The sequence below is a fragment of the Deinococcus sp. JMULE3 genome (assembly GCF_013337115.1).
GTDB lineage: Bacteria > Deinococcota > Deinococci > Deinococcales > Deinococcaceae > Deinococcus.
In genome coordinates this window covers 977324-999913 of record NZ_SGWE01000004.1, presented here as the reverse complement: position 1 = coordinate 999913, position 22590 = coordinate 977324, and the positions used below count along the sequence as shown (strand labels likewise).

19 protein-coding genes are annotated in these 22590 nt (G+C 70.5%); 11 read left to right on the top strand and 8 right to left on the bottom strand.

Annotated features, from left to right (window positions below):
• Nucleotides 1–45: 45 nt before the first annotated feature.
• The 3 genes from glmU (at nt 46) to EXW95_RS07715 (ending at nt 4059) form a co-directional block, all read left to right on the top strand.
• Nucleotides 46–1494 carry a bifunctional UDP-N-acetylglucosamine diphosphorylase/glucosamine-1-phosphate N-acetyltransferase GlmU gene (gene glmU / locus EXW95_RS07725; RefSeq protein ID WP_174366956.1) on the top strand — a complete coding sequence of 483 codons (1449 nt, stop codon included), beginning with the start codon at nt 46–48 and terminating at the stop codon, nt 1492–1494.
• Nucleotides 1495–1582: 88 nt separating this feature from the next.
• Complete coding sequence (locus EXW95_RS07720) at nt 1583–2371, top strand: ABC transporter ATP-binding protein (RefSeq protein WP_174366955.1); 789 nt, start codon at nt 1583–1585, stop codon at nt 2369–2371.
• Nucleotides 2368–4059 carry a hypothetical protein gene (locus tag EXW95_RS07715; RefSeq protein ID WP_254605546.1) on the top strand — a complete coding sequence of 564 codons (1692 nt, stop codon included), beginning with the start codon at nt 2368–2370 and terminating at the stop codon, nt 4057–4059. Before EXW95_RS07720 ends, EXW95_RS07715 begins: the two co-directional genes overlap by 4 nt.
• 3 nt (nt 4060–4062) lie before the next feature.
• On the opposite strand, the gene EXW95_RS07710 is transcribed toward EXW95_RS07715, so the two are convergent.
• Together EXW95_RS07710 and EXW95_RS07705 are read right to left on the bottom strand one after the other, a co-directional pair.
• The gene (locus EXW95_RS07710) at nt 4063–4359 is read right to left on the bottom strand and encodes a YciI-like protein (protein ID WP_174366954.1); all 297 of its coding nucleotides are present in this window, start codon (nt 4357–4359) and stop codon (nt 4063–4065) included.
• Nucleotides 4360–4435: 76 nt separating this feature from the next.
• Entirely contained in the window at nt 4436–5653 is a 1218-nt protein-coding gene (locus tag EXW95_RS07705) for a saccharopine dehydrogenase family protein (protein ID WP_174366953.1), read from the bottom strand.
• A gap of 164 nt (nt 5654–5817) precedes the next feature.
• Between EXW95_RS07705 and EXW95_RS07700 the strand changes: the two genes are divergently transcribed.
• The 7 genes from EXW95_RS07700 to EXW95_RS07670 all read left to right on the top strand — a co-directional run bounded on the left by EXW95_RS07700 (nt 5818) and on the right by EXW95_RS07670 (nt 14053).
• Complete coding sequence (locus tag EXW95_RS07700; protein WP_174366952.1) at nt 5818–6126, top strand: hypothetical protein; 309 nt, start codon at nt 5818–5820, stop codon at nt 6124–6126.
• Nucleotides 6127–6246: 120 nt separating this feature from the next.
• The gene (locus EXW95_RS07695) at nt 6247–7866 is read left to right on the top strand and encodes a catalase (RefSeq protein ID WP_217449178.1); all 1620 of its coding nucleotides are present in this window, start codon (nt 6247–6249) and stop codon (nt 7864–7866) included.
• A gap of 202 nt (nt 7867–8068) precedes the next feature.
• Nucleotides 8069–8956, top strand: a complete 888-nt coding sequence (locus EXW95_RS07690) for a xanthine dehydrogenase family protein subunit M (protein ID WP_174366951.1) — start codon at nt 8069–8071, stop codon at nt 8954–8956.
• Complete coding sequence (locus tag EXW95_RS07685; protein WP_058977801.1) at nt 8953–9516, top strand: (2Fe-2S)-binding protein; 564 nt, start codon at nt 8953–8955, stop codon at nt 9514–9516. The genes EXW95_RS07690 and EXW95_RS07685 overlap by 4 nt, the downstream gene beginning before the upstream one ends.
• Nucleotides 9513–11897: an aerobic carbon-monoxide dehydrogenase large subunit gene (locus EXW95_RS07680; protein WP_217449177.1), complete on the top strand. Its 2385-nt coding sequence runs from the start codon at nt 9513–9515 to the stop codon at nt 11895–11897. The genes EXW95_RS07685 and EXW95_RS07680 overlap by 4 nt, the downstream gene beginning before the upstream one ends.
• Before the next feature lie 228 nt (nt 11898–12125).
• Nucleotides 12126–13262 (top strand): XdhC family protein, encoded by a 1137-nt coding sequence (locus tag EXW95_RS07675; RefSeq protein ID WP_174366950.1) that lies wholly within the window; start codon nt 12126–12128, stop codon nt 13260–13262.
• A gap of 101 nt (nt 13263–13363) precedes the next feature.
• The gene (locus tag EXW95_RS07670; protein ID WP_174366949.1) at nt 13364–14053 is read left to right on the top strand and encodes a hypothetical protein; all 690 of its coding nucleotides are present in this window, start codon (nt 13364–13366) and stop codon (nt 14051–14053) included.
• A 52-nt stretch (nt 14054–14105) separates the two neighbouring features.
• Here the strand turns inward: EXW95_RS07670 and EXW95_RS07665 are convergent, their stop codons facing one another.
• The 6 genes from EXW95_RS07665 to EXW95_RS07640 all read right to left on the bottom strand — a co-directional run bounded on the left by EXW95_RS07665 (nt 14106) and on the right by EXW95_RS07640 (nt 21560).
• Entirely contained in the window at nt 14106–16589 is a 2484-nt protein-coding gene (locus EXW95_RS07665) for a glycoside hydrolase family 3 C-terminal domain-containing protein (protein WP_217449176.1), read from the bottom strand.
• Nucleotides 16590–17170: 581 nt separating this feature from the next.
• Complete coding sequence (locus tag EXW95_RS07660) at nt 17171–17917, bottom strand: prepilin-type N-terminal cleavage/methylation domain-containing protein (protein ID WP_174366948.1); 747 nt, start codon at nt 17915–17917, stop codon at nt 17171–17173.
• Nucleotides 17914–18321 (bottom strand): prepilin-type N-terminal cleavage/methylation domain-containing protein, encoded by a 408-nt coding sequence (locus EXW95_RS07655; protein WP_174366947.1) that lies wholly within the window; start codon nt 18319–18321, stop codon nt 17914–17916. The genes EXW95_RS07660 and EXW95_RS07655 overlap by 4 nt, the downstream gene beginning before the upstream one ends.
• Nucleotides 18318–18779 carry a prepilin-type N-terminal cleavage/methylation domain-containing protein gene (locus EXW95_RS07650; protein WP_174366946.1) on the bottom strand — a complete coding sequence of 154 codons (462 nt, stop codon included), beginning with the start codon at nt 18777–18779 and terminating at the stop codon, nt 18318–18320. Before EXW95_RS07650 ends, EXW95_RS07655 begins: the two co-directional genes overlap by 4 nt.
• A complete protein-coding gene (locus tag EXW95_RS07645; RefSeq protein ID WP_174366945.1) occupies nt 18776–20389 on the bottom strand; it encodes a pilus assembly PilX N-terminal domain-containing protein in 1614 nt (537 codons plus the stop codon). Before EXW95_RS07645 ends, EXW95_RS07650 begins: the two co-directional genes overlap by 4 nt.
• Before the next feature lie 100 nt (nt 20390–20489).
• Nucleotides 20490–21560, bottom strand: coding sequence for a peptidase C39 family protein (locus EXW95_RS07640; RefSeq protein ID WP_254605544.1), 1071 nt, complete (start codon nt 21558–21560; stop codon nt 20490–20492).
• A gap of 124 nt (nt 21561–21684) precedes the next feature.
• On the opposite strand from EXW95_RS07640, the gene EXW95_RS07635 reads away from it, so the two are divergent.
• Nucleotides 21685–22584 carry a P1 family peptidase gene (locus EXW95_RS07635; RefSeq protein WP_174366944.1) on the top strand — a complete coding sequence of 300 codons (900 nt, stop codon included), beginning with the start codon at nt 21685–21687 and terminating at the stop codon, nt 22582–22584.
• Nucleotides 22585–22590: the final 6 nt, after the last annotated feature.

The window sequence follows — 22590 nt, the reverse complement described above, 5'->3', positions numbered from 1 at the left end:
GGGCCGCACGCGTCCTGACAGGCGGGTTGGTACAGTGGGCAGGCTATGACTGAACAGATCCGTCCGCTGGACGTCGTGATTCTCGCCGCCGGGCAGGGCACCCGCATGAAATCCAGCCTGCCCAAGGTCCTGCACCCCGTCGCGGGCCGCCCGATGGTCGCCTGGGCCGTGAAGACCGCCCGTGACCTGGGTGCCCGCAACGTGGTCGTCGTGACCGGCCACGGTGCCGACCGGGTCGAGGCCGCGCTGCAGGGCAGCGGCGTGGTGTTCGCCCGGCAGGAGCAGCAGCTGGGGACCGGGCACGCCTTCATCCAGGGTCTGGACGCGCTGGACGACCACGCGAACGCCGACGTGCTGGTCCTGTACGGCGACACGCCCCTGCTGCGCCCCGACACCCTGGCCGCCCTGCTGGGGGACCACCGCGCGCGCGGCAGCGCCTTCACGGTCCTGACCGGGGAACTCGCGGACGCCACCGGGTACGGCCGCATCATCCGCGACGAGCAGGGGAACGTGGAACGCATCGTCGAGCAGAAGGACGCCACGCCGCTGGAACGCACCGTGCGGGAATTCAACAGCGGCGTGTACCTCATGGACGCCCGCGCGACCGACCTCGCGCACCGCATCACGAACGACAACGCCAGCGGCGAGTACTACCTGACCGACCTGCTGGGCCTGTACAAGGCCGAGGGCGCCGAGGTGCACGCCTTCAAACTCACCGACCCCGGCGAGGTCATGGGCGCCAACGACCGCACGGGTCTCGCGGAGGCCGAGAGCATCATCCGCGCGCGCATCACGCAGGAGCACATGCGCGCCGGGGTGACCATCCACATGCCCGAGACGGTGTACATCGAGGACACCGTGCAGATCGGCCGGGACGTCACGCTGGAACCCGGCGTGATCCTGCGCGGCGACACCCGCATCGCAGAGGGCGTCACCGTCGGCCCGTACAGCGTGATCACCGACAGCACCCTGCAAGAGGGCGTGACCATCAAGGCCCACAGCGTCCTGGATGGCGCGGTGGTCGGCACCGGCAGTGACGTGGGGCCCTTCGCGCGCCTGCGTCCCGGCACCGTCCTGGCGGGCGGCGTGCACATCGGGAACTTCGTGGAAACCAAGAACGCGCGGCTGGCCCAGGGCGTGAAGGCCGGGCACCTCGCGTACCTGGGTGACGTGGAGATCGGCGAGGAAACCAACGTCGGCGCGGGGACCATCGTCGCGAACTTCGACGGCGTGAACAAGCATCGCTCCACTGTCGGCGCCGGCGTGTTCATCGGCAGCAACAGCACCCTGATCGCCCCGCGTGTCATCGGGGACGCGGCGTTCATCGCGGCGGGCAGCGCCGTCCACGACGACGTGCCCGAGGGCGCCATGGCCGTCGCGCGCGGCAAGCAGCGCAACCTCGACGGCTGGTCACGCCGCTACTGGGGCGGCCTGCGCGAGAAGGTGCAGGTCAAGCTCCCGTGGCTGGCCGGCTGGCTGAGCCGCCAGGACTGACCAGGGCCGGGAGGGGGGACGGGTGCGCTGCCCCTCCTCCCGGCAAATGTGACTGCGGCGTCAGAGGCGCGGGCGTACGCTGCCTCTCATGATCGAGGTCAGTGGGTATACGAAACGCTACGGGCGGCACGAGGCCGTCAGCAACCTGTCGTTCACCGTGCAGCCCGGCGCGGTGTTCGGCCTGCTGGGCAGCAACGGGGCGGGGAAGACCACGACCATCCGCGCGCTGGTCGGCCTGACCCGCCCGAGCAGCGGCACGGTGCGCGTGGCGGGCTTCGACGTGTGGCGCGACCCGGTGAAGGCCAAGGCGGCGTTCGGGTACATCCCGGACCGCCCGTACCTGTACGGCAAGCTGACCGCGCGGGAACTGCTGCGCTTCGTGGGGCAGCTGTATCAGGTGCCGAACGCGGACAGCGAGATCGACCGCTGGCTGGAATTCTTCCGCCTGACCGACTTCGGCAACGAGCTGATCGAGACGTACTCGCACGGCATGCGGCAGAAGGTGGCGATCGTCGCCGCGTTGCTGCCCGACCCGCCCGTGCTGATCGTGGACGAACCCATGGTGGGGCTCGACCCGCACGCGGCGCGGCAGGTGCGCGACCTGTTCCGCTCGCACGCCGACCGGGGCCGCACCGTGCTGCTGACCACCCACTCGCTGCCCGTCGCGGAGGCCGTCTGCGACCGCCTCGTGGTGCTGGACCGCGGCAAGGTGCTCGGCGAGGGCAGCATGGACGACCTGCGCGCCCGCACCGGCACCGAGGCCGGCGGCGTGCACGGCGATAGCCTGGAACGCATCTTCTTCCGCCTGCTGGAGGACGAACTGGAGGAACAGCGCCGCGCCCGCGAGGAAACCGGGGTGGCCGGGGTGGGCGCTTGACCGTCACGCCCGCCCCCCGACCCGCCCGCACCGCGCCGCCCAGCCTGAGCGCCCTGAAACTCCGCGCGCTGGGCCACACCATCCGCAAGGCGCCGAAGTGGGGCTACGCGCTCGTCGGTACCCTGGCCCTGCTCCTCGTGATCGGTGAGGTGGTCGGCACCTGGAAGGCCCTGACGTTCCTGGGCCGCTTCGGCGACATCGGCCTGAACGTCTTCTCCCGCGTGCTGGAGATCGGCCTGATCACCCTCGCCAGCGGCGTGACCTTCAGCGCCACGACCGCCGCCATCAGCACCCTGTACCTCAGCGACGACCTGAACTTCCTGCTCACCCAGCCCATCAGGACCACCCGCGTGTTCGCGCTGAAGGTCACCGAGACGTTCCTGAATGCCGCGCTGGTCCCCGTGTTCCTGACCGTGCCGCTGCTGCTGACGGTCGCCGCGTACTTCCACGCGCCCGTCTGGGCGTACCCGGTCATGATCCTCGCCACGCTGCTGGTGTTCGCCGCGCCCGTCGGGCTGGGCGCGCTGCTGGCCGTGCTGCTCATGCGGGTCGCCCCCGTTGGCCGCGTGCGCGAGGTCAGCACCGGCCTGGGCGTCGTCATCAGCGCCGCGCTGGTATACGCCATCCGCGCCCTGCGGCCCGAGGTGCTCGTGCAAAAACTCCAGGACCCCACCAAGGTCGAGGCGCTGCTGCGCGACTTCGCCGGACCCAGCAGCCCCCTGCTGCCCCCGTCCTGGGCCGCGCAGGGCATCTGGCAGGCCGCGCACGGCCAGCTCGCCGCGCCGCTGCTGCCGCTGCTGCTGCTCACCGTTACGCTGCTCCTCGGCGCGACCCTCCTCGCCGCGAAGGCCTACCAGGACGGCTGGGCCCGCGCACTGGACTCCAGCACCCCCAGACTCGACCCGCGCCCACGCCGCGCCGGACTCACCGAACGCCTCCTGACCCGCCTCGGCTCCGGCGGCGCGCTCGCGAGCAAGGACCTGCGCGTCACCATGCGCGACCCCACCCAGTGGAGCCAGCTGCTCGTCGTCGTCGCGCTGGCCGGGGTGTACCTCGTGAGCGTCAAGGCCGTCCCGATCCCCGTGCCGCAGTTCCGGGGCATCCTCGGGTACATCCAGCTGGCCTTCCAGGGCTTCATCATCGCGGGCATCGCCGTCCGACTCGCGTTCCCCGCCGTCAGCACCGAGGCGCGCGGCTACTGGCTGCTGCGCACCGCGCCCATCCAGCCCCGCCAGATCGTCCTCAGCAAATTCCTGGGTGTCCTGCCGGTCACCCTGACCGTCGGCCTCGTCATGGGCCTCGCCAGCGCCGCCGCCATGAACCTCGGCCCCACCCTCTACCTGCTCAGCGCGCTGGTCAGCGTCAGCAACGCCCTCGTCATCACCGCGCTCGGCGTCGGCCTCGGCGCCGCCGCGCCCAAATTCGACGCGGACAACCCCGCCGAGATCGGCGTCAGCCCCGGCGGCCTCGCCTTCATGGGCCTCAGCCTCGCGTACTCCGTCCTGTGCCTCCTCCTGCTCGCCCGGCCCGCCGCCGGCAGCGTCCTGCGCCCCGACCTGTTCCCCGGCTACAGCGCCCTGACCACCCTCGAAGGCATCCTCGGACTGATCGGCCTGCTGCTCGCCACCGTCCTCGGCACGTACTTCAGCCTCCGCACCGGCTGGCAGCGCCTCGACCGGCTGGAATAGCCGTCAGGGCCGGTGCGCGGCGCCCGCCCCGATCACCGTGTGCCAGCGCCGCACCTCCCAGGTGCCCACCAGGCCGCCGAGCACGTACGGGTCGGTGCGGGCGAACTGCTCGGCGGCGTCCGGGGTGTCGCCCTGGAACAGCAGGGCAGCGCCGTCCACCGGGTCGGCCAGCGCGCCTGCCAGCAATAGTTCGCCCCGGTCGGCGGCGGCCTGCGCGTGTGCGAGGTGCGCGGCCCGCAGCGGTTCGCGCCGCGTGACGTAGTCGGGGACGAGGTCGCGGTACAGCAGCAGGAAGTGCATGCGGGCAGTGTACCGGGGGCACAAAAGGACGTGCGCCGCCCGGGGAGGGAGCGGCGCACGGTCCTGACGGTGCGGTTCAGTCCTTGACGAGTTCGATGTCGGCCAGTTCGCTGATGGGCAGGCCCCACTTGTTCATGGCGTCGAAGAAGGGATCGGGGTCGAGCTGCTCGACGTTCCACACGCCGGGCTGCATCCACTCGCCCTGAAGCATCAGCATCGCGCCGATCATGGCGGGCACGCCGGTGGTGTAGCTGACGCCCTGCGCCTGCACCTCGCGGTAGCAGTCGGCGTGGTCCTTGACGTTGTACACGAAGTGCACCTTCGGCTGGCCGTCCTTGCCGATGCCTTTGGCCTGCACGCCGATGCAGGTCTGCCCGCTGTACCCGGCGGCGAGGCTTTCGGGGGCGGGCAGCACGGCTTTCAGGAACTCGATCGGGGCGACTTTCATGCCGCGGAAGTCGATGGGTTCAATCGAGGTCATGCCGATGCCTTCAAGGACGTTCAGGTGCTTGATGTACGCCTCACCGAAGGTCATCCAGAAGCGGGCGCGCTTGATGGTCGGGAAGTGCTTGACGAGGGACTCGAGTTCCTCGTGGTACAGCACGAAGCTCTTGCGGGTCGCGACCTTGGGGTAGTAGATGTCCTGGCTGATTTCCAGGGGCTGGGTTTCGACCCACTGCCCGTTTTCCCAGTAGCGGCCGTTGGCGGTGATCTCGCGGATGTTGATTTCCGGGTTGAAGTTCGTGGCGAAGGCCTTGCCGTGGTTGCCGTTGTTGCAGTCCACGATGTCCAGGTAGTGGATTTCCTGGAAGTGGTGCTTGGCGTGGTGCGCGGTGAACGCCTGGGTGGCGCCGGGGTCGAAGCCGCAGCCGAGCAGCGCCATCAGGCCCTTCTCGCGGAAGCGGTCCTGGTACGCCCACTGCCAGGAGTACTCGAACTTGGCGACGTCCTTGGGTTCGTAGTTGGCGGTGTCGAGGTAGTGCACGCCGGTTTCCAGGCAGGCGTCCATGATGGTCAGGTCCTGGTAGGGCAGGGCCACGTTGATGACCATCTTCGGGCCGAAGTCGTTGATCAACTTGACGAGTTCGGGGACGTTGTCCGCGTCGACGGTGGCGGTGGTGAACACGGCCTTGCTGTCAGGCATGTGCTCTTTGATCTCGGCGACGATCTTGTCGGCCTTGGCGACGGTGCGGGTGGCGATCAGCACTTCGGTGAAGACGCTGTCGTTCTGGGCGCATTTCTTGGCGACGACGTTGGCGACGCCGCCCGCTCCGATGATGATGACCTTGCTCATGGGGGTCAGTGTACCCTGCCTGCCCGCGGCGCTAGGGTGAGGGGGTGAGTCCGCGTCCCCGCCCGCCTGCCAGACCGTCCGCCAAGCCAGCTGCCCAGCCGACCGCTCAGCCGGGGGGGCCGGGGTTGCGTGGGGATGGGCAGTTGCGCGAGGTGACTCCGGAGATGCGGGCGCGCAGTCTGCGGACGTTCGTGGCGGTGCTGGTGGTGTTCTTCGCGCTGGTGGGTGTGGTGGTGGCGACGCTGGCGTGGCAGGGGCGGGGCGTGCGGGATTACGCGGCGCGCGTGGCGGACGCTGTGCTGGCGGGGAAGCCGTCGCCGAACGTGGGGTTCACGCAGGCGTGCGTGGACGCCGTGCCGGGGCCGCTGCCCGCGCAGGCGCAGTCGTGCGAGGTGCGTGTGGAGGACGGTGCGGCGCGCGTGACGGTGGGTGTGCAGGGTGGGCGGTCGTACGTGATCGAACGGCGTCCGTGAGAACGGCGTGAGGGAGAGCTTCATGGAAGTCTGACGTCCCCCTCACTTTATTGAGAAGCATTCCTATTAAGTTTGGGGGGTCCGATGCCACCTCGCCCCCACCGAACCCAGGAGTGCGCCATGCCCGAGAAGAACGCCGCGTCCTACGCCCCCACCGAATCCCCCGACATGCAGACCACCGCGCCCCAGGCCCCCGGCGCGCCCCTGACCAACCACTCCGGGAATCTGGTCCCCAGCAACACCAACAGCCTGACCGCCGGACAGCGCGGCCCCGTGCTGCTGCAGGACTGGCACCTGCTCGAACGCATGGCGCACTTCAACCGCGAACGCGTGCCCGAACGCGTCGTGCACGCCAAGGGCAGCGGCGCCTTCGGCACCTTCCGCGTCACGCGCGCCATCCCGGAACTCACGGCCGCGAAACTCTTCCAGAAGGAAGGCACCGAGTGCCGCATGCTGGCCCGCTTCAGCACCGTCGCCGGGGAGAAGGGCTTCGCCGACACCGTCCGCGACCCGCGCGGCTTCGCGCTGAAGTTCTACACCGAGGACGGCAACTGGGACATGGTCGGCAACAACACCCCGATCTTCTTCGTGCGGGACGCCATCAAATTCCAGGACTTCATCCACAGCCAGAAACGCCACCCGGTCACGGGCCGGCGCAGCAACGCCATGCAGTTCGACTTCTGGGGCCTGCGCCCCGAGAGCCTCCATCAGGTCATGTACCTGTTCGGCGACCGCGGCCTGCCCCGCTCCTACCGCTTCATGAACGGCTACTCCAGCCACACCTACAGCCTGTGGAACGAGCAGGGCGAGCGCTTCTACGTGAAGTGGCACTTCCACAGCCAGCAGGGCGTGCAGAACCTCACCGAGGAGGTCGCCGCGAAGATCGCCGCCGCGAACCCCGACTACCACTTCCAGGACCTGTTCGACGCCATCGAACGCGGCGAGCACCCCAGGTGGACGGTCAGCATCCAGGTGATGCCCGAGAAGGACGCCGAGACGTACCACATCAACCCCTTCGACCTGACCAAGGTCTGGCCGCACGCGGACTACCCGCTGATGCAGGTCGGGGAGTTCGAACTGAACGAGAACCCCGAGAACTACTTCGCGGAGATCGAGCAGGCCGCGTTCGAGCCCAGCAACATGCCGCGCGGCTTCGGCGCCAGCCCCGACAAGATGCTCCAGGCGCGCCTCATGAGCTACGCCGACGCGCACCGCTACCGCATCGGCATCAACTACGCCGCGCTGCCCGTCAACAAGGCCGCGTGCCCGGTCATGACCTACCACCGCGACGGCCAGACGCGCTTCGACGGGAACTTCGGCGGCACGCCCGTGTACGAACCGAACTCCTACGGCGGCCCCGCCGTGGCGGACGGCACCCCGCAGGAACCCCCCATGCCGCTGGGCAGCCTCGCCGACCGCTACGGCTGGCCCGAGGACGACACCGACCTGTACGGTCAGCCGCGCGACCTGTACCGCGTCATGAGCGAAGGCGAACGCGGTCGCCTCGCCATGAACTTCGCGGGCGCGCTGGCCGACGTGCCCGCCTTCATCGCCGACCGCTTCATCGGCCACCTCGAACAGGTGTCCAGCGAACTCGCCGGGAACGTCCGCGACGGCATCAGGCAGAAGAAGGCCGAGGGGCACCCGGAACTGAGCGGCATCCTCACCGAGACGCACACGAACGCCGCCGGGGGCGACCAGACCCCCTCGCGCGAGATGGTCGTCGGCGCGCACGACTGACCTCCGCTCACCTGAACCCAGACCCACCCTGACCGGGGTGGGTTTTTTCTGTGCGGCCCGTTGCCTGCTGACCGGGCGTCCTGTAGTCATTCCTGCTGTACGAACCTTCAGGAAGGGTTCATACTTTTTAAGGTCAAACGTACAGTTCACCAACCCGCCGTTCGCGCGCCCGGCCCTCACGCCGGTCCTCAAGGGGGAAAACGTGTTTCCAGCTGCATTCGATTACATCCGCGCCCACTCCGCAGACGAAGCCCTCGCGGCCCTGGCCCGGCACGGCGCGGACGCCCGCATCCTGGCCGGCGGGCAGAGCCTCATCCCGGCCATGCGCTACCGGCTGGCCCGTCCCACCGTTCTCGTCGACATCGGCCCGCTGAGCGAACTGAAGTACCTGCGGGAAGAGGGCGGGTACCTGCGCGTGGGCGCCATGACCGCCGACGTGACCCTGGAACGCGACGCGAACGTCCGCGCCCGCTACAGCCTCCTGACCGACACCGGCGACGTCGTCGCCGACCCGGTCGTGCGCTGCACCGGCACGGTCGTCGGCAGCCTGTGCCACAACGACCCCAGCGGCGACTGGGGCGCGGCGGCCCTCGCGGCCCGCGCCGTCGTCATCGTGCGCGGCCCCGAAGGTGAACGCGAGGTGCCCATCGACGAGTGGCTGGTGGACTCCTTCCAGACCGACCTGCGCGAGGGCGAGATGGCGACCGAGGTCCGCTTCCCCACGCCCGGCGAACGCACCCACGGCGCGTACCGCAAGATCGAACGCAAGGTCGGCGACTACGCCACCGCCGCCGCCGCCGTGCAGCTCACGCTGGACGAGCAGGGCCGCGTGACCGAGGCCGGGGTCGCCCTGACCGCCGCCGGACCGCGCCCCGTGCGCGTCGAGGCCGCCGAACGCATCCTGGTCGGGCAGACCCTGACCGAGGCGCTGATCCAGGCCGCCGCCGAGGAAGCCCGGCTGGCCAGCGACCCGTTCGCGGACACGCGCGGCAGCGCCGAGTACAAGAAGGACATGGCCCGCGTGCTCGTCGCGCGTGGCCTGCGCCGCGCCGCCGGGCGCCTGAACGTCACCCTGGGAGCCACCGCATGACCACCGCCGAAACCGGAGCGAAGACCACCGTCACCCTGACCATCAACGGCCAGACCCACACCCAGAGCGTCGAGCCGCGCACCCTGCTCGCCTATGCCATCCGCGACACCGGCCTGAAAGGCACGCACGTCGGCTGCGACAGCTCCTCGTGCGGGTGCTGCGTGGTGCTGCTCGACGGGGACACCCCCGTCAAGTCCTGCACGATGTACGCCGTGCAGGCCGAGGGCCGCGAGATCACCACCGTCGAGGGCCTCGGCGCGCCCGGCAACCTGCACCCCCTGCAGCAGGCGTTCTGGGACCAGCACGGCCTGCAGTGCGGGTACTGCACGCCCGGCATGCTCATGACCGCCAAGGCCATGCTGGAGCACAACCCGGACCCCACCGATCAGGAGGTCCGCGAGTTCCTGGGCGGCAACCTGTGCCGCTGCACCGGCTACAACAACATCGTCAAGGCCGTCCAGCAGGCCGCGCGGGTCATGCGTGAGGACCAGGGCAGCCCCCTGGACGCCCTGACCGCCGCCGCCACCGGACAGGACACCGCCACGGGAGGCGCCCAGTGAGCACCGACACCAACAGCAACGGCAACGGCAGCGGCGAGAAGCAGTGCTACAGCGTGGGCCGCAGCATGAAACGCAAGGAGGACCCGCGCTTCCTGACCGGCAACGGCAACTACGTGGACGACATCCGCCTGCCCGGCATGCTCAGCATGGTCATCGTTCACAGCCCCTACCCGCACGCCCGCATCCGCTCCATCGACAAGACGGCCGCGCTGGCCGTGCCCGGCGTGAAGGCCGTCATCACCGGCGAGGACCTCGTCGCGGCGAACCTCGGGTGGCTGCCCACCTTCCACGGCTTCGACAAGCAGATGGTCCTCGCCGTCGGCAAGGTCCTCTTCCAGCACCAGGAAGTCGCCGCCGTGTTCGCTGACACCCGCGAGGCCGCCCTGGACGCCGCCGAACTCGTCGAGGTGGACTACGAGCCCCTCGACCCGGTCACCACGCCCTTCGACGCCATGAAGGACGAGGTCATCCTCCGCGACGACCGCGACAACAAGACCAACCACATCTACCACTGGGAAAGCGGCGACCGCAGCGGCACCGACGCCGCCCTGGACGGCGCCGAGATCACCGTCAACGAACGCGTGTACGCCCCGCGCTGCCACCCCGCCCCGCTGGAACCCTGCGGCTGCGTCGCGCAGTTCGACGCCATGGGCCGCCTGCACTTCCACGTGACCAGTCAGGCCCCGCACGTGTACCGCACCGCGATCTCCCTGGTGACCGGCATCCCCGAAGACAAGATCCGCGTGGTCGCGCCCGACATCGGCGGGGGCTTCGGCAACAAGGTCCCGGTGTACCCCGGCTACGTGTGCGCCATCGTCGGCGCGCTGATCCTCAAGACCCCGGTCAAGTGGATCGAGACGCGCACCGAGAACCTCACCACCACCGGCTTCGCCCGCGACTACCACATGGACGTCACCATCGGCGCGAAGAAGGACGGCACCGTCACCGCCCTGAAAGTCAGGACGGTCGCCGACCACGGCGCGTTCGACGCCGCCGCCGACCCCACCCAGTACCCCGCCGGGATGTTCGGCATCGTCACCGGCAGCTACGACTTCCCCGTCGCGTTCACCGAACTCGACGCGTACTTCACGAACAAGGCCCCCGGCGGCGTGGCGTACCGCTGCTCGTTCCGCGTGACGGAAGCCAGCTACGCCATCGAACGCGGCATGGACATCCTGGCCCGCAAACTCGACATGGACCCCGCCGAACTGCGCCACAAGAACTTCGTGCAGAAAGAAGCCTTCCCGTACCAGAGCGCGCTGGGCTTCACGTACGACAGCGGCGACTACGCCGGAACGCTCGACAAGGCCCTCAACCAGATCGGGTACGCCGAGCTGAGAAAGGAACAGGCCGAGAAACGCGCCCGCGGCGAGTACATGGGCATCGGCATCAGCACCTTCACCGAAGTCGTCGGTGCCGGACCCAGCAAACACTTCGACATCCTCGGCATCAAGATGTTCGACTCCGCCGAGATCCGCATCCACCCCACCGGCACCGGCATCGTCCGCGCCGGCACCAAGAGCCAGGGCCAGGGCCACGAGACCACCTGGGCGCAGATCGTCTCCGAGGAACTCGGCCTGGACGCCGAGAACATCCTCGTGGAAGAAGGCGACACCGACACCGCCCCCTACGGCCTGGGCACCTACGCCAGCCGCAGCACCCCCGTCGCCGGAGCCGCCATCGCCCTCGCCGCCCGCCGCGTCCGCGAGAAAGCGAAGAAAGTCGCCGCGCACCTCCTCGAAGCGTCCCCCGACGACATCGAATGGACCGACCACAAGTTCCAGGTCATGGGCGCCCCCGACCGCTCCGTCACCATGAAAGACGTCGCGTTCGCCGCGTACACCAACCCCGGCGAAGGGAACGAACCCGGCCTGGAAGCCAGCCTGTACTACGACCCGCCCAACATGACCTTCCCGCACGGCGCGTACATCGCCGTCGTGGACGTCGACGCCGACACCGGCGAAGTCAAGGTCCGCCGCTTCCTCGCCGTGGACGACTGCGGCACCGTCATCAACCCCATGATCGTCGAGGGGCAGGTCCACGGCGGCCTCACCGAGGGCTACGCCATCGCCTTCATGCAGGAAATCCCCTACGACGAACAGGGCAACAACCTCGCCCCGAACTTCATGGAGTACCTGATCCCCACCGCCGTCGAATCCCCCGTCTGGGAAACCGGCAGCACCGTCACCCCCAGCCCCCACCACCCCATCGGCGCCAAAGGCGTCGGCGAGAGCCCCAACGTCGGCAGCCCCGCCGCGTTCGTGAACGCCGTCATGGACGCCCTCGCGCCCCTGGGCGTCACGCACATCGACATGCCCCTGACCCGCGAGAAAGTCTGGCGCGCCGTCCGCGACGCCCAGAGCGCCACCGCGAGCGACTGAAGGAAGGGGCGATGAGCTCTGAGTTGTGGGCTATGAGCAGAGGCGCTCACAGCTCATGGCTCAGAGCTCGCAGCTTCCGACAGCGGTGTTCAGGGGGACTGAGTGGATTTCTCAGTTTTCCTGAAACGAGCAGTGCGAGCACCCGCGCACAACAGCGGTTGGAAGTGGAGTTGAACGGCGTGCCGTCTGCCCTTCAACGGAACTGGACACCGCTGCTAAGGAGACCGTATGACCTCTGATCCCCAGCGTCCCACCGGGGACACCGAATTCATTCCGGACCTGCCCGAGCGGCTGGCGCAGTTGTCGCGTGAGGGCGCGGCGGTGGTCGTGGCGACGGTCGTGTCGCGCCGCGCGCCGGTGTCGGCGCAGGTGGGTGACAAGGCGCTGATTCACGCGGACGGCCGTATGGAGGGGTTCGTGGGTGGCGCGTGCTCCCGCGAGATCGTGCGGCGGCAGGCGCTGCTGGCGCTGCAGGGCGGGCAGGCGCGGCTGGTGCGGATCGTGCCGGGTGCCGTGCCGGACGCCGAGCATGCCTTCGCCGAGCGGGTCACGGTGCCGATGAACTGCGCGTCGGAAGGGCAGAGCGAGGTGTTCCTGGAACCCTTGTTGCCCCCGCGGCTGCTGGTCGTGGTGGGCCGCACGCCGGTCGCGCGGGCCATCGCGGCGCACGCTGGCCTGATGGGTGACCGGGTGTGGCGCGTGCTGGACGACGACGAGGTGCCGGACGAACCGGACGCTGTGCCGCTGGGTGCCCTGACGGCGCGCCTGTCGGCCCTGCCCGCCGCGCAGCGTGCCCGCGTGCGGAGCGTCGTGGCGTCCCAGGGACACTACGACGAGACGGCCCTGGAGGCGCTGCTGCGCGCACAGCCGAACCCGGTGGGCCTGCTCGCCAGCGCGCGGCGCGCCGCGACCGTCCGCGAGACGCTCGCCATGCTCAGCGGCTTCACCGACGCCGACCTGGACCGTATCCGCGCGCCCGCAGGCCTGCACCTGGGCGCCCGCACCCCGCACGAGGTGGCGCTGAGCGTCCTGGCGGAACTCGTGCAACTCGACCGGCAGGCGACCGGCCCCACCCGACCCGTTCCCGCCGCTGAACAGGCACCGGCCGCGCCCGTTCCGACCCCCGCCGACCCGTCCCCCATGCCGTCCGCGCTGCTGGCACAGGTGATGGACCTGCCCGCCCTGACCGTCCTGAACGCCGAACCCACCGACGCGGGCAGCGCCGTGGACCCCGTGTGCGGCATGACCGTCACCCTGCCCGCCAGACACACGGCGGACCACGCGGGCGTGACCTACGCGTTCTGCTGCCCGCACTGCAAGGCCCGCTTCCTGAAAGACCCCGCGCGGTACCTCACGCCCAGCTGAACCCCTCAGTCCGCTGCGCGGCCAGCTCCCCTCAAGGGGAGCCAGGTGGTCCGCGCCGCCCTGAGCAGGGGGGGCGCGCCGGGGGCCGTACAGTGGCGGGCATGATCGCCGCCTTCCTGAATCCCGAGGGGACCCTGCTGCACGCCGGGTCCGACGAGCTGGACCGTGTCGCGTCGGGCCTGTCGAGCCTGCTGCGCGCCGCAGAACTGATTCCCGTGACGGCGCTGGACGAGGAGGCGTTGCTGAACGTGCCCGCCGCGTTCACGTCCTGGCAGGTGCTGCTGCACGGCGCGGTGCTGCTCGACCCGGACGGCGCGGAGGACCCCGCGTGGCGCCGCCTGACCGTGGAGACGCTGGACGCCGCGCAGGGCGCGCTGGAACTGGCCGCGCAGGCCGCCGGGCACGTCAGCGCCCTGGCGCAGCTGGACCTGGACCTGACCCGCACCGAGCGGCACGGGCGGCTGCTGCGCGTGGAACTGCGCCACCCGTACGGCCTGCCCCGCCCGCTCGATCAGGCCGAGCGGGAACTGAACGACTGGCTGGCCGAGGGACCCCTGCGGGACACCCTGCGCCTGGAACGCACCCCGGACGCGCTGCGGTTGCTGCCGCGCGACCTGCGTCCGGAACTCGCCGTGAACTACCTGCTGTCGCAGCTGGACGCCGAGTTCACGCTGGGCGTCAGCGCCCTGCCGGGCGACGCGGCATTCCTGGCGCTGTGCGACTACGCGATGGTGCCGGGCAGCGCGGACCTCCTCGACCCCACGCCCGCCGAACGGGACGACGAGGAATAAGCAGGAGGGGGCGCGGTTGCTTCGGCATCGTGCCCCCCCCTCGTTGTGACCGTCAGTCGGCGTCGGGCAGGGCCTCGCGCCACTCCTGCGCGAGGGTCAGCGTGACCTGCGTGCTCAGGTTGGCGCTGCTCTGCCCGACGTGCAGGACGTACTCGCCGGGGTCGGCCACCCACGCCTGCGCGGCCACGTCGAAGTACGCGAGGTCGCGCGGCGTGACGGTCAGCACGGCGTCGCCGGTCTGGCCGGGGTTCAGGTGGACCTTCGCGAAGGCGCGGAGTTCCTTCAGCGGGCGGTCCACGCGGCCCTGTGGGGGCTGCACGTACAGCTGCGCGACGGTGCTGCCGGGCCGTGCTCCGGTGTTCGTGACCGGGACCGTCACGGTCGCCGCCTCCTGCGGGAAGGCCGGGGCGTGCAGCTGCGCGGCGCCCAGCGTGAACGTCGTGAAGCTCAGGCCGAAGCCGAACGGGAACAGCGGCGTCACGCCCGAGCGGTCCACGTGGCGGTACCCGGTGTACAGGCCCTCGCGGTACTCGACGCGGCCGTCCTCGCCGGGGTACTGCACGTCCGGTGTGAGCGGGTGGGTGGGGTCGTCCACCAGGGAGTGCGGGAACGTCTGCGGGAGGCGCCCGCCGGGTTCGGCCAGTCCGGTCAGGACGTCCGCGACGGCATGCCCGACCTCCTGCCCCGCGAACCACGCCTGCATCACGGCGGGCACGCGGCTGAGCCACGGCATCTCGACCGGGCCGCCCGTCTGGAGGACCACCACGACGTTCGGGTTGACGTCCAGCACGGCCTCCACCAGCGCGTCCTGATCGCCGGGCAGGGTGAGGCCTGCGCGGTCCACGCCCTCGGTTTCCCACTCACCGGTCGTGCCGACGCACAGCACTACCCAGTCCGCCTGCGCGGCCAGGGCGACGGCGCGGGCCAACCGGTCCCCGTCCGGACGGGCGCGGAAGCCCACCCGCACCGCGTTGAAGGGCGTGATGCCGATGTCCATGACGTGCGGCGTGTACTCCACGCTCAGCGTGTGCCGCCCCTCACTCAGGTGAACGGACGCGCGGCGCTCCCCGGACCCGAACGAGAAGTACAGCTCCCCGATGCTCCAGTCCTCCCAGTTGTTCACGGTCAGCTGGCCGTCCACCGACAGGCGGCTGAGGCCCGCGCTGCCCAGGCTCACCTCGTATTTGCCGTCGTGCGGGGCGTCCACCGTGACGGTGATGGTCGCGTGGAACGCGTCCGGGTTCACTCCGTCCGGGAGGCCGAAGAACATCACCTCCGCCTGCGGGCGCGTGTCCTGCCCGATCACCGGGCCGCCCGCCTGATCGCGGTACTCGATGCGCGTCTCGACCTGCGGCACCGGCAGGTACCGCTCGTGCCCGGTGCCCTCGGCGCTGCCGACCACGCTCACGCGGCCCCCTTCGCGCAGGCCCTCGGCGGGGGAGACGCGGCGGTGGGCGTTCATCTGCGCGCTGCCGCCGCCCATCACCTGCGCCGCCTCGGCGTTCGGGCCGATCACCGCCACCCGCGCCCCGGCGGGCAGGGGCAGCGCGCCGCCGCTGTTCTTCAGCAGCACCAGCCCCTCGGTCCCCGCGCGGCGGATCAGGGCGCGCGTCTGGGGGTACTCGGTGTCGCGCTCGTGGTCGTCCGCGACGTCCAGCGGCTCGGTCAGGGTACCCGTGCGGGCGAGCAGGTGCAGCACTGCCCGCGCCCGCTCACGCACGCCCGCGCGGACCTCCGGGTCCGCCTGCGCCTGCTCCAGCAGCGGCTTTCTGGCCACCGCCGGGCCGGGCATCTCCAGGTCCAGGCCCGCCAGGACGCCCTCGGCCGCCGAGTGCGTGCCGCCCCAGTCGCTCATGACCAGCCCCGTGAAGCCCCACTCGCGCCGCAGCACCTTCTGGAGCAGCCACGGGTGCTGCGAGCAGTACGGGCCGTTCAGGCGGTTGTACGCCGTCATGATCGCCCAGGGACGTGCCTCCTTCACCACGATCTCGAAGGGCCGCAGGTACAGTTCCCGCAGCGTCCGCTCGTCGATCACCGAATCGATGGTGCCCCGCTGGAATTCCGATTCGTTCCCCGCGAAGTGCTTCGGCGTGGCCCCCACCCCGCCCGCCTGCAGGCCCTGCACGTACGCCGCCGCGAGCCGACCGGTCAGGACAGGGTCCTCGGCGTAGTTTTCGAAGTTCCGGCCGTTCAGCGAGGACCGGAACACGTTGATGGTCGGCGCGAGCAGGACCGTCGCGCCCTTGTCCCGTGCCTCGCGCGCCAGGGACGCTCCGACCTCGCGCAGCAGGTCCGGGTTCCACGTCGCGCCCAGCGCGATCCCCACCGGGTACGCCGCCGTGCGCCGCCCGCCGATCAGCGGCCCGCCGCCCCGCACGCCCGCCGGTCCGTCACTCACCTTCAGCGGGGGGATGTTCAGGCGCGGCACGGCAGCGGTGCGCCACGCGTCCGCACCGGACAGCAGGGCCACCTGTTCCTCCAGCGTCAACTGGTCCAGCAGAGCGTCGAGATCGGTCAGGGCAGGCATCTGGGTCATGGGGTACCTCGGGAGAACAGGGCAGGAAGCTGAAACGGTTCAGTGATCCCTGGCAGCGTACACCTGAAACCGTTTTCAGGAAAGGGCGCTGTCCGGACCACTTCATACGGGATAAAATTGACTTGCTTGCAACGTGATCGCGTTCCATTGTCCCCTCTCCCCTGGTGGGAGAGGGAGGGAGGAGCGAAGCGACGGAAGGGTGAGGGGGCCACCGGGTGACTCCGAATGACTTGGAATCACTTGAATCCCGTATCACACCCGGAACCCGTCCCGTTCCTTCTCTGCGGGGCAGCCCTGCGAGTCCCAACGTGGTTGCGTTCCGCTGTCCCCTCTCCCTATGTGCGAGAGGGAGGGACTCGCAGAGCTGCGCAGCTGAGGAGCGAAGCGACGGAAGGGTGAGGGGGCCACCCGTCGACTCCGAATGACTTGAAATCACTTGAATCCCATATGAATCCCGTGTTCATGGGGCTGAGGATGGTCCATTCAGCGGCGCTGGCACCGCTCGGGGAGTGTCGGTGCCGAGTCTGTGAACACAGGACGCCGTGCTCGCCAGTCCCTCGAACCCCTTGCCGGACAGTCTCTCAGGGGACGTTGCGTGCGCGGACGTTCAGGGCGTACGCCTGGGTGGGGGGCAGGGTCGTGACGCGCCCACCGGCCTGCTGGCGGAACTGGACGCGCAGCGTGACGGACCTCGTGGCGGCGTTCCACTCGAAGGGGGCGGCGCCTCCGGGCAGCTGGTCGGCGGGCGTCAGGTAATCCGCCACGACGTACGGGTTGAAGCCTCCCACCGAGGTCAGCCCGGCGAGGTTGCGCATGTCCGCGCAGCCCGCGCCGGTCGCCGTCTCGAAGGTCTGCCCGGCTGCAGGCACGCAGTTCACGGGTGTGGTGGCGGTGTCGCCGCTGCGGTACTCGCGCAGGACCTGCACGTTGCTTTCCGCCCAGTCGTCCGGGGTCTTGTCCAGCGTGACCACCGAGCGTTTCTCCAGGCGGTACACGTACAGCACGTAGCGCGTGACGGTGCCGGTCATGAGGTCCGTGTCGGGCAGCACGGCCGCCAGGCACGGGTTCAGGGTCGAGCAGGCGTTGCCGCTGCCGCTGTTCACGCTCAGGCCCGACGTGGCGACCCGGACGCGCTGCGCGGCGCGCACGCGGTCCCCGACGTAGCCGGTCAGGTCGTTCAGTTCGGTCAGGCCGCGCCCGGTGGCGTTCGTGCGGGTGGTGAGGTTCAGGGTGTCGGTCTGCCAGTTCGTGATCAGGACCATCACGACGCCCATGATGCCCAGCGCGATCAGGATCTCGATCAGGGTCAGGCCCGCCTCGCGCCTCATGAGCTGGGCCGTCCGAAGTCCAGCGTGAAGGTGTAGTCCGGTTGCCCGGCGCCCTTGCAGGTCAGGGTGACGCGGCGCAGCATCGGCCCGCCGCTGGGGGACACCCACGCCGCGACCGGGTTGCTCTGGGTGGCGGCGCAGGTCAGGCCGCCCATCAGGCTGGTGTCGGGCGAGGCGGGCAGCGTGCCCGCGTCGAAGGTGCCCTGGGTGCTGTACCCGGTGCGGACGGATTCCATGAAGGCCTTGGCGGCGACCGTGACCGCCTGGTCGTTCTGGGTGCTGCGGTTCACCTTGAACAGGATGGGCAGGGCGCCCAGCACGGCGACGCTCAGCACCGTGAAGATCGCCAGGGCGATCAGGACCTCGATCAGGGTCAGGCCCGCCTCGCGGGGTCCGTTGTTCATTTGACGATCACCTTCCCGAAGATGCCCGTGATCCGCACGAGCCGCGTGATGCTGGGATTTGCCGCCCAGTACACCTGGAACTGCGCCGGGGAGGCGTCGGTGGAACCGTACGGCGCGGTGAACGCGAGGCTGTTCGCGCCGCTGTCCAGGCTGGCCTGCACCCCGGCCGGGAGGAGCAGGGTGCGGGTGGTGGGGGTGCCGCTGCAGCTGCTGCCGGGATAGGCGCGCAGCGTCAGGGAGGGGCTGGCGCTGGTGGCCGTGAGCCGGATCTCCTGGCAGGTGTTGAGGCGTTTGGCGCCGGTGCGGGCGGCATTCACGGCCTGCGTGAACACCTGCGTGCCCTCGCCGACGGCGCTGCTGGCCCGCCAGCGGGTGTAACTGCCCAGGCCCAGCGCGGCCAGGATGCCCACGATCACCAGGACGATCAGCACCTCCAGCAGGGTGAATCCGGCCTTCACCGCTGCCTCCAGGTGCCCTGGGTGTCGCTCAGGTGCAGGCCGCCGCGGGTGGTCATGAGCATCTGGCGGAGTTTCACGGCGTTGAAGTTCACGGTGAGGTTCCCGGTGATGTCCGTGACGACGTCATCGGTGGTGATGCCCTCGATGGGACCGCCGCGCACGGCGACCGCGCCGTTCACCGTGAGGTTCCCGTTGAATTTCCCGCCCTGGTTGCCCCGGAAGTAGATGAACCCGTCGAAGGTGGTGTTGCCGTTCACGTTGGAGTTGATGTCGCCGTCCACGATCAGTACGCCGCTGGACGTGCCGTTTTTCAGCATCGCGTCGAAGTCCTGCGCGCGGATGCGGCGCAGGGCGTTCACCATGGGCGGGAAGTTCCCGCTGGCGTCCGGATACGAGATGGGGACGAGGTCGTTCAGCTGTTCGTCGCTCAGGCCCAGCAACTGCTGCGTGAAGAACCTGTCGGCTTCCAGCGAGGAGCCGTTCGTGAGCAGGGGGTCGCCCTCGCCCTCGCAGTTCACGAGTTTCTTGTCCACCAGCTGGCAGTCGTTGCTGCCGTCCATGCCGAAGCTGTCCAGGGCGTTCTGGGCGTCCTTGACCTCGATGGTGCTGGCGCTGCGCATGGCGGACAGGTCGCGCGTGATTTCGGTGCCTTCGGGGATGCTGGCGGGCTGTCCGGCCAGCCAGTCCAGGACCAGCCCGTCGGGCGCGCTGCCGCTGCTGCTCAGCGCGGTGACCTTCGCCTTGAATCCGCCGACGGTGACAGTCTCGCCGACCGTGAAGTCCGTGGCGTTCGACACGCGCTGCGTCAGGGGATCGGTGACGCTGGTGGTCGTCTGCGCCGCGGCGTTCAGCAGCAGGTCCACGCCGGTCCCGGCGGTGGCGACCAGGGCGGTGGCGAGCGTGCCGGGCACGCTGGTCAGGTTCACCTGCGTGCCGTTGATGCCGGTCACGCGGAAACGCGGCCCGGTTGTGGATGGCACCTGCACGTAGTCGCCGGTCCGCAGTCCACTGGCGTCCTTGACGGTCGCGGTCACTCCGGCGCTGCCGAGGGCGGCGGTCAGGCCGGTGGCCAGGGTGGTGATCTGGCCGCGGCCCGACGTGCCGGTGATCTTCGAGCTGCCGTTGGCGTTGATGCGTGGCAGGGACGTCAGCGCGGCGCGCAGGCGCATGCCGCCCGACAGGAACACCGGGGTCAGCCGGAAGTCCTGCAGGGCGACCTTCACGGCGCCGCTGGCCGCGCCGCGCGACTCGACGGTGAAGACGTCCCCGCTTTTCGGGGTGAAGGTCAGGGTGGCGGGGAACAGCGCCGCGTCGGGGTCGGTGTTCAGTCCGGCCAGCCAGGCCTGCAGGGCCGCCTGGGTGCTGCCGGTGTACGGCGTGGTGCTCAGGCGGCGGTTGACGCGGACCATGACGGTGTTCAGGCCGCTCTCGGCGGCCAGCAGGGCCTGGTAGGCGCGGCGCTCGTCGGCGCCGCCGCTGCGCGCCCCGGTGACCAGCGTGGCGCTGGTCATCACGATGATCATCAGGACGATGCCGGTGAACAGCAGCGTGACGACCAGCGCCACCCCCTGGTCGCGCGCCCCGAGCCGCAGCTGAGCTGACCTGTGCATGACCCCACGGTAAGCCCGCCGTGGTGTGGAAAACACCACACATCAGGCAGTGATCCCCCGTTCAGGTACACACCCGGACAGGGGGGGCGGGGGGTGGCGCTCAGCGGGGCGTGATCAGGTAGGCAAGCCCGCCCGAGTGGCCCAGCCACAGCCGTTCGAACGCGGCGCGCGGGTACGTGCGGCGCACGAGGGCGTCGCTGGGCGCGGCGGGGTCGTTCAGGACCGGGTTGCCCTGCGGGTCGAAGCCGGTCAGGACCATCAGGTGCCCGCCCGAGGTGGGCAGCGGCGCGCCCGGCAGCTCCCCGGCCTTCCAGCCGAGGCTGACGGCCAGCGGGGTGCCCTGCGCGGTGAACGTCTCGGCGGCGGCGAGGCTGGGCAGGCGCAGCACGACCGCGCGCATCCCGCGCGCCCCGGCGTACGCGGCGTTGAAGGCCCAGTTGCCGGTGCCGTCGTACGTGCGGTCGAAGGTGCCGCGCGCCGCGTCGGGCACCGTGACGTTCACGCCGTGCTTCGCGAGGATCATCGAGACGCTGGTGGGACTGCACCAGACCTCCCCGCCGTCCGGGTAGAGCATCTGGGACCGCTGCGGCACCCGGACCTCCCTGCCCCACGCGGCGCGGTTGCCGGGGGCACCCAGTGCCTCGCTGCGGCGGGCGCGGTCACTGGTGTTCAGCGCCACCAGTCGCACGGCGGTCCCGGCGCCGCGCAGCGTCACGCGGTACTGCACGGCGCTGGCCTTGGCGGTCAGGCGCAGCGTGTCGGTCAGGACCTGCCCGGCGCGGTCCTTCTGACCGTCCAGGCTGGCGCGGTCCCCGGCGTCGCTCCAGGTGCCGAAGCTGAACCAGCGGGTCCAGCCCCCCGCGTTCTGCGCGCGGACCTCCACGCTGACGCTGCCGCGGGCCGGCGTCACGGCGTTCCACGAGGGCACCAGTTCGTCGAAGGCGGGCACGCGGATGGGGGCGGAGGTCCAGGTGCCGCTCGTCGCGCCGGACGTGAGGCTCAGGCCCGCGGCGCCCGCGACCGCGCCGCGTCCCTCGCCGCCGGCCCAGTCGCCGGGCTGCTCGTGGATGGTGGTGGTGGAGTTCGGGTACGTCATCGTGAGGGCCTCCGCGCCCGGGCTGAGCAGGGACGCTGACAGGACGAGGGTCGGCAGCAGGGGACCGCGTTTCATGTGTGCCCCGGATGATGCCGCCTGCGCCGCGCGCTGTGGTGAGGAGTCATGCCGAGGGCGGCCCCGCAGTGAGTGCCCCGGCCGGGAGTGGCGTCGGTGCGCGCCGAGGTGCTGGAATGCCCGCATGACCCCGAACCTCACCCTGACCGCCATTCCTGGCGTGCGCGTGGGCCACTGGACGCACGCCCAGGCCCGCACGGGCTGCACGGTGATCCTGCTGCCCCCGGCGGGCGCGGTGGCGTCCGCGTCGTTCCTGGGCCCCAGCCCCGGCACGCGAGAGGGCGTGCTGCTCGCCCCGGAGAAGAAGGTGGAGCGCATTCACGCGCTGCTTTTGACGGGCGGGAGTGCCTTCGGGCTGGCGGCGGCGTCGGGCGTGGTGCGGGTGCTGGAGGAACGCGGCGTGGGCCATGAGACGCCCTGGGCGCGCGTGCCGATCGTGCCCGCTGCCGTGATCTACGACCTGGGCGTGGGCCGCGCGGACGTCCGCCCCGGCGACGCCGAGGGAGAACAGGCAGCGCGGGCCGCCAGCAGCGACCCCGTGCCGCGTGGTCTGGTCGGGGCGGGCACCGGGGCGACCGCCGGGAAGTACCTGGGTCGGGGTGCCGTGCCGGGCGGGCTGGGCAGCGTGCTGCTGGAACGCCACGGGGTGCGGGTGGGGGCGCTGGCGGTCGTGAACCCCATCGGGGACGTGCTGGACGAGCGGGGCGGCGTGCTGGCCGGGCCGGGCGTGGGGCCGGGCGCGGCGGCGTTCACGCCGGGCGACGCGGAGAACACCACGCTCGTCGCGGTCGTCACCGAGCACACCCTGAGCAAGGCGGAGTGCCGGCGGCTGGCGGACGCGGCGCAGGCGGCGCTGGCGCGTGTCATCCACCCCAGCCACACCTTCTGGGACGGAGACAGTGCGTTCATGGTCAGCACGGGGACGCTCCCGGCCGCCGACCCCATGCTGCTGGGCGCCCTGGTGCAGGAGGCGGTGTGCGCGGCGGTGCGGGACGCGGTGCGGTGCTCAAATCCGACCTCTTGATGGCAG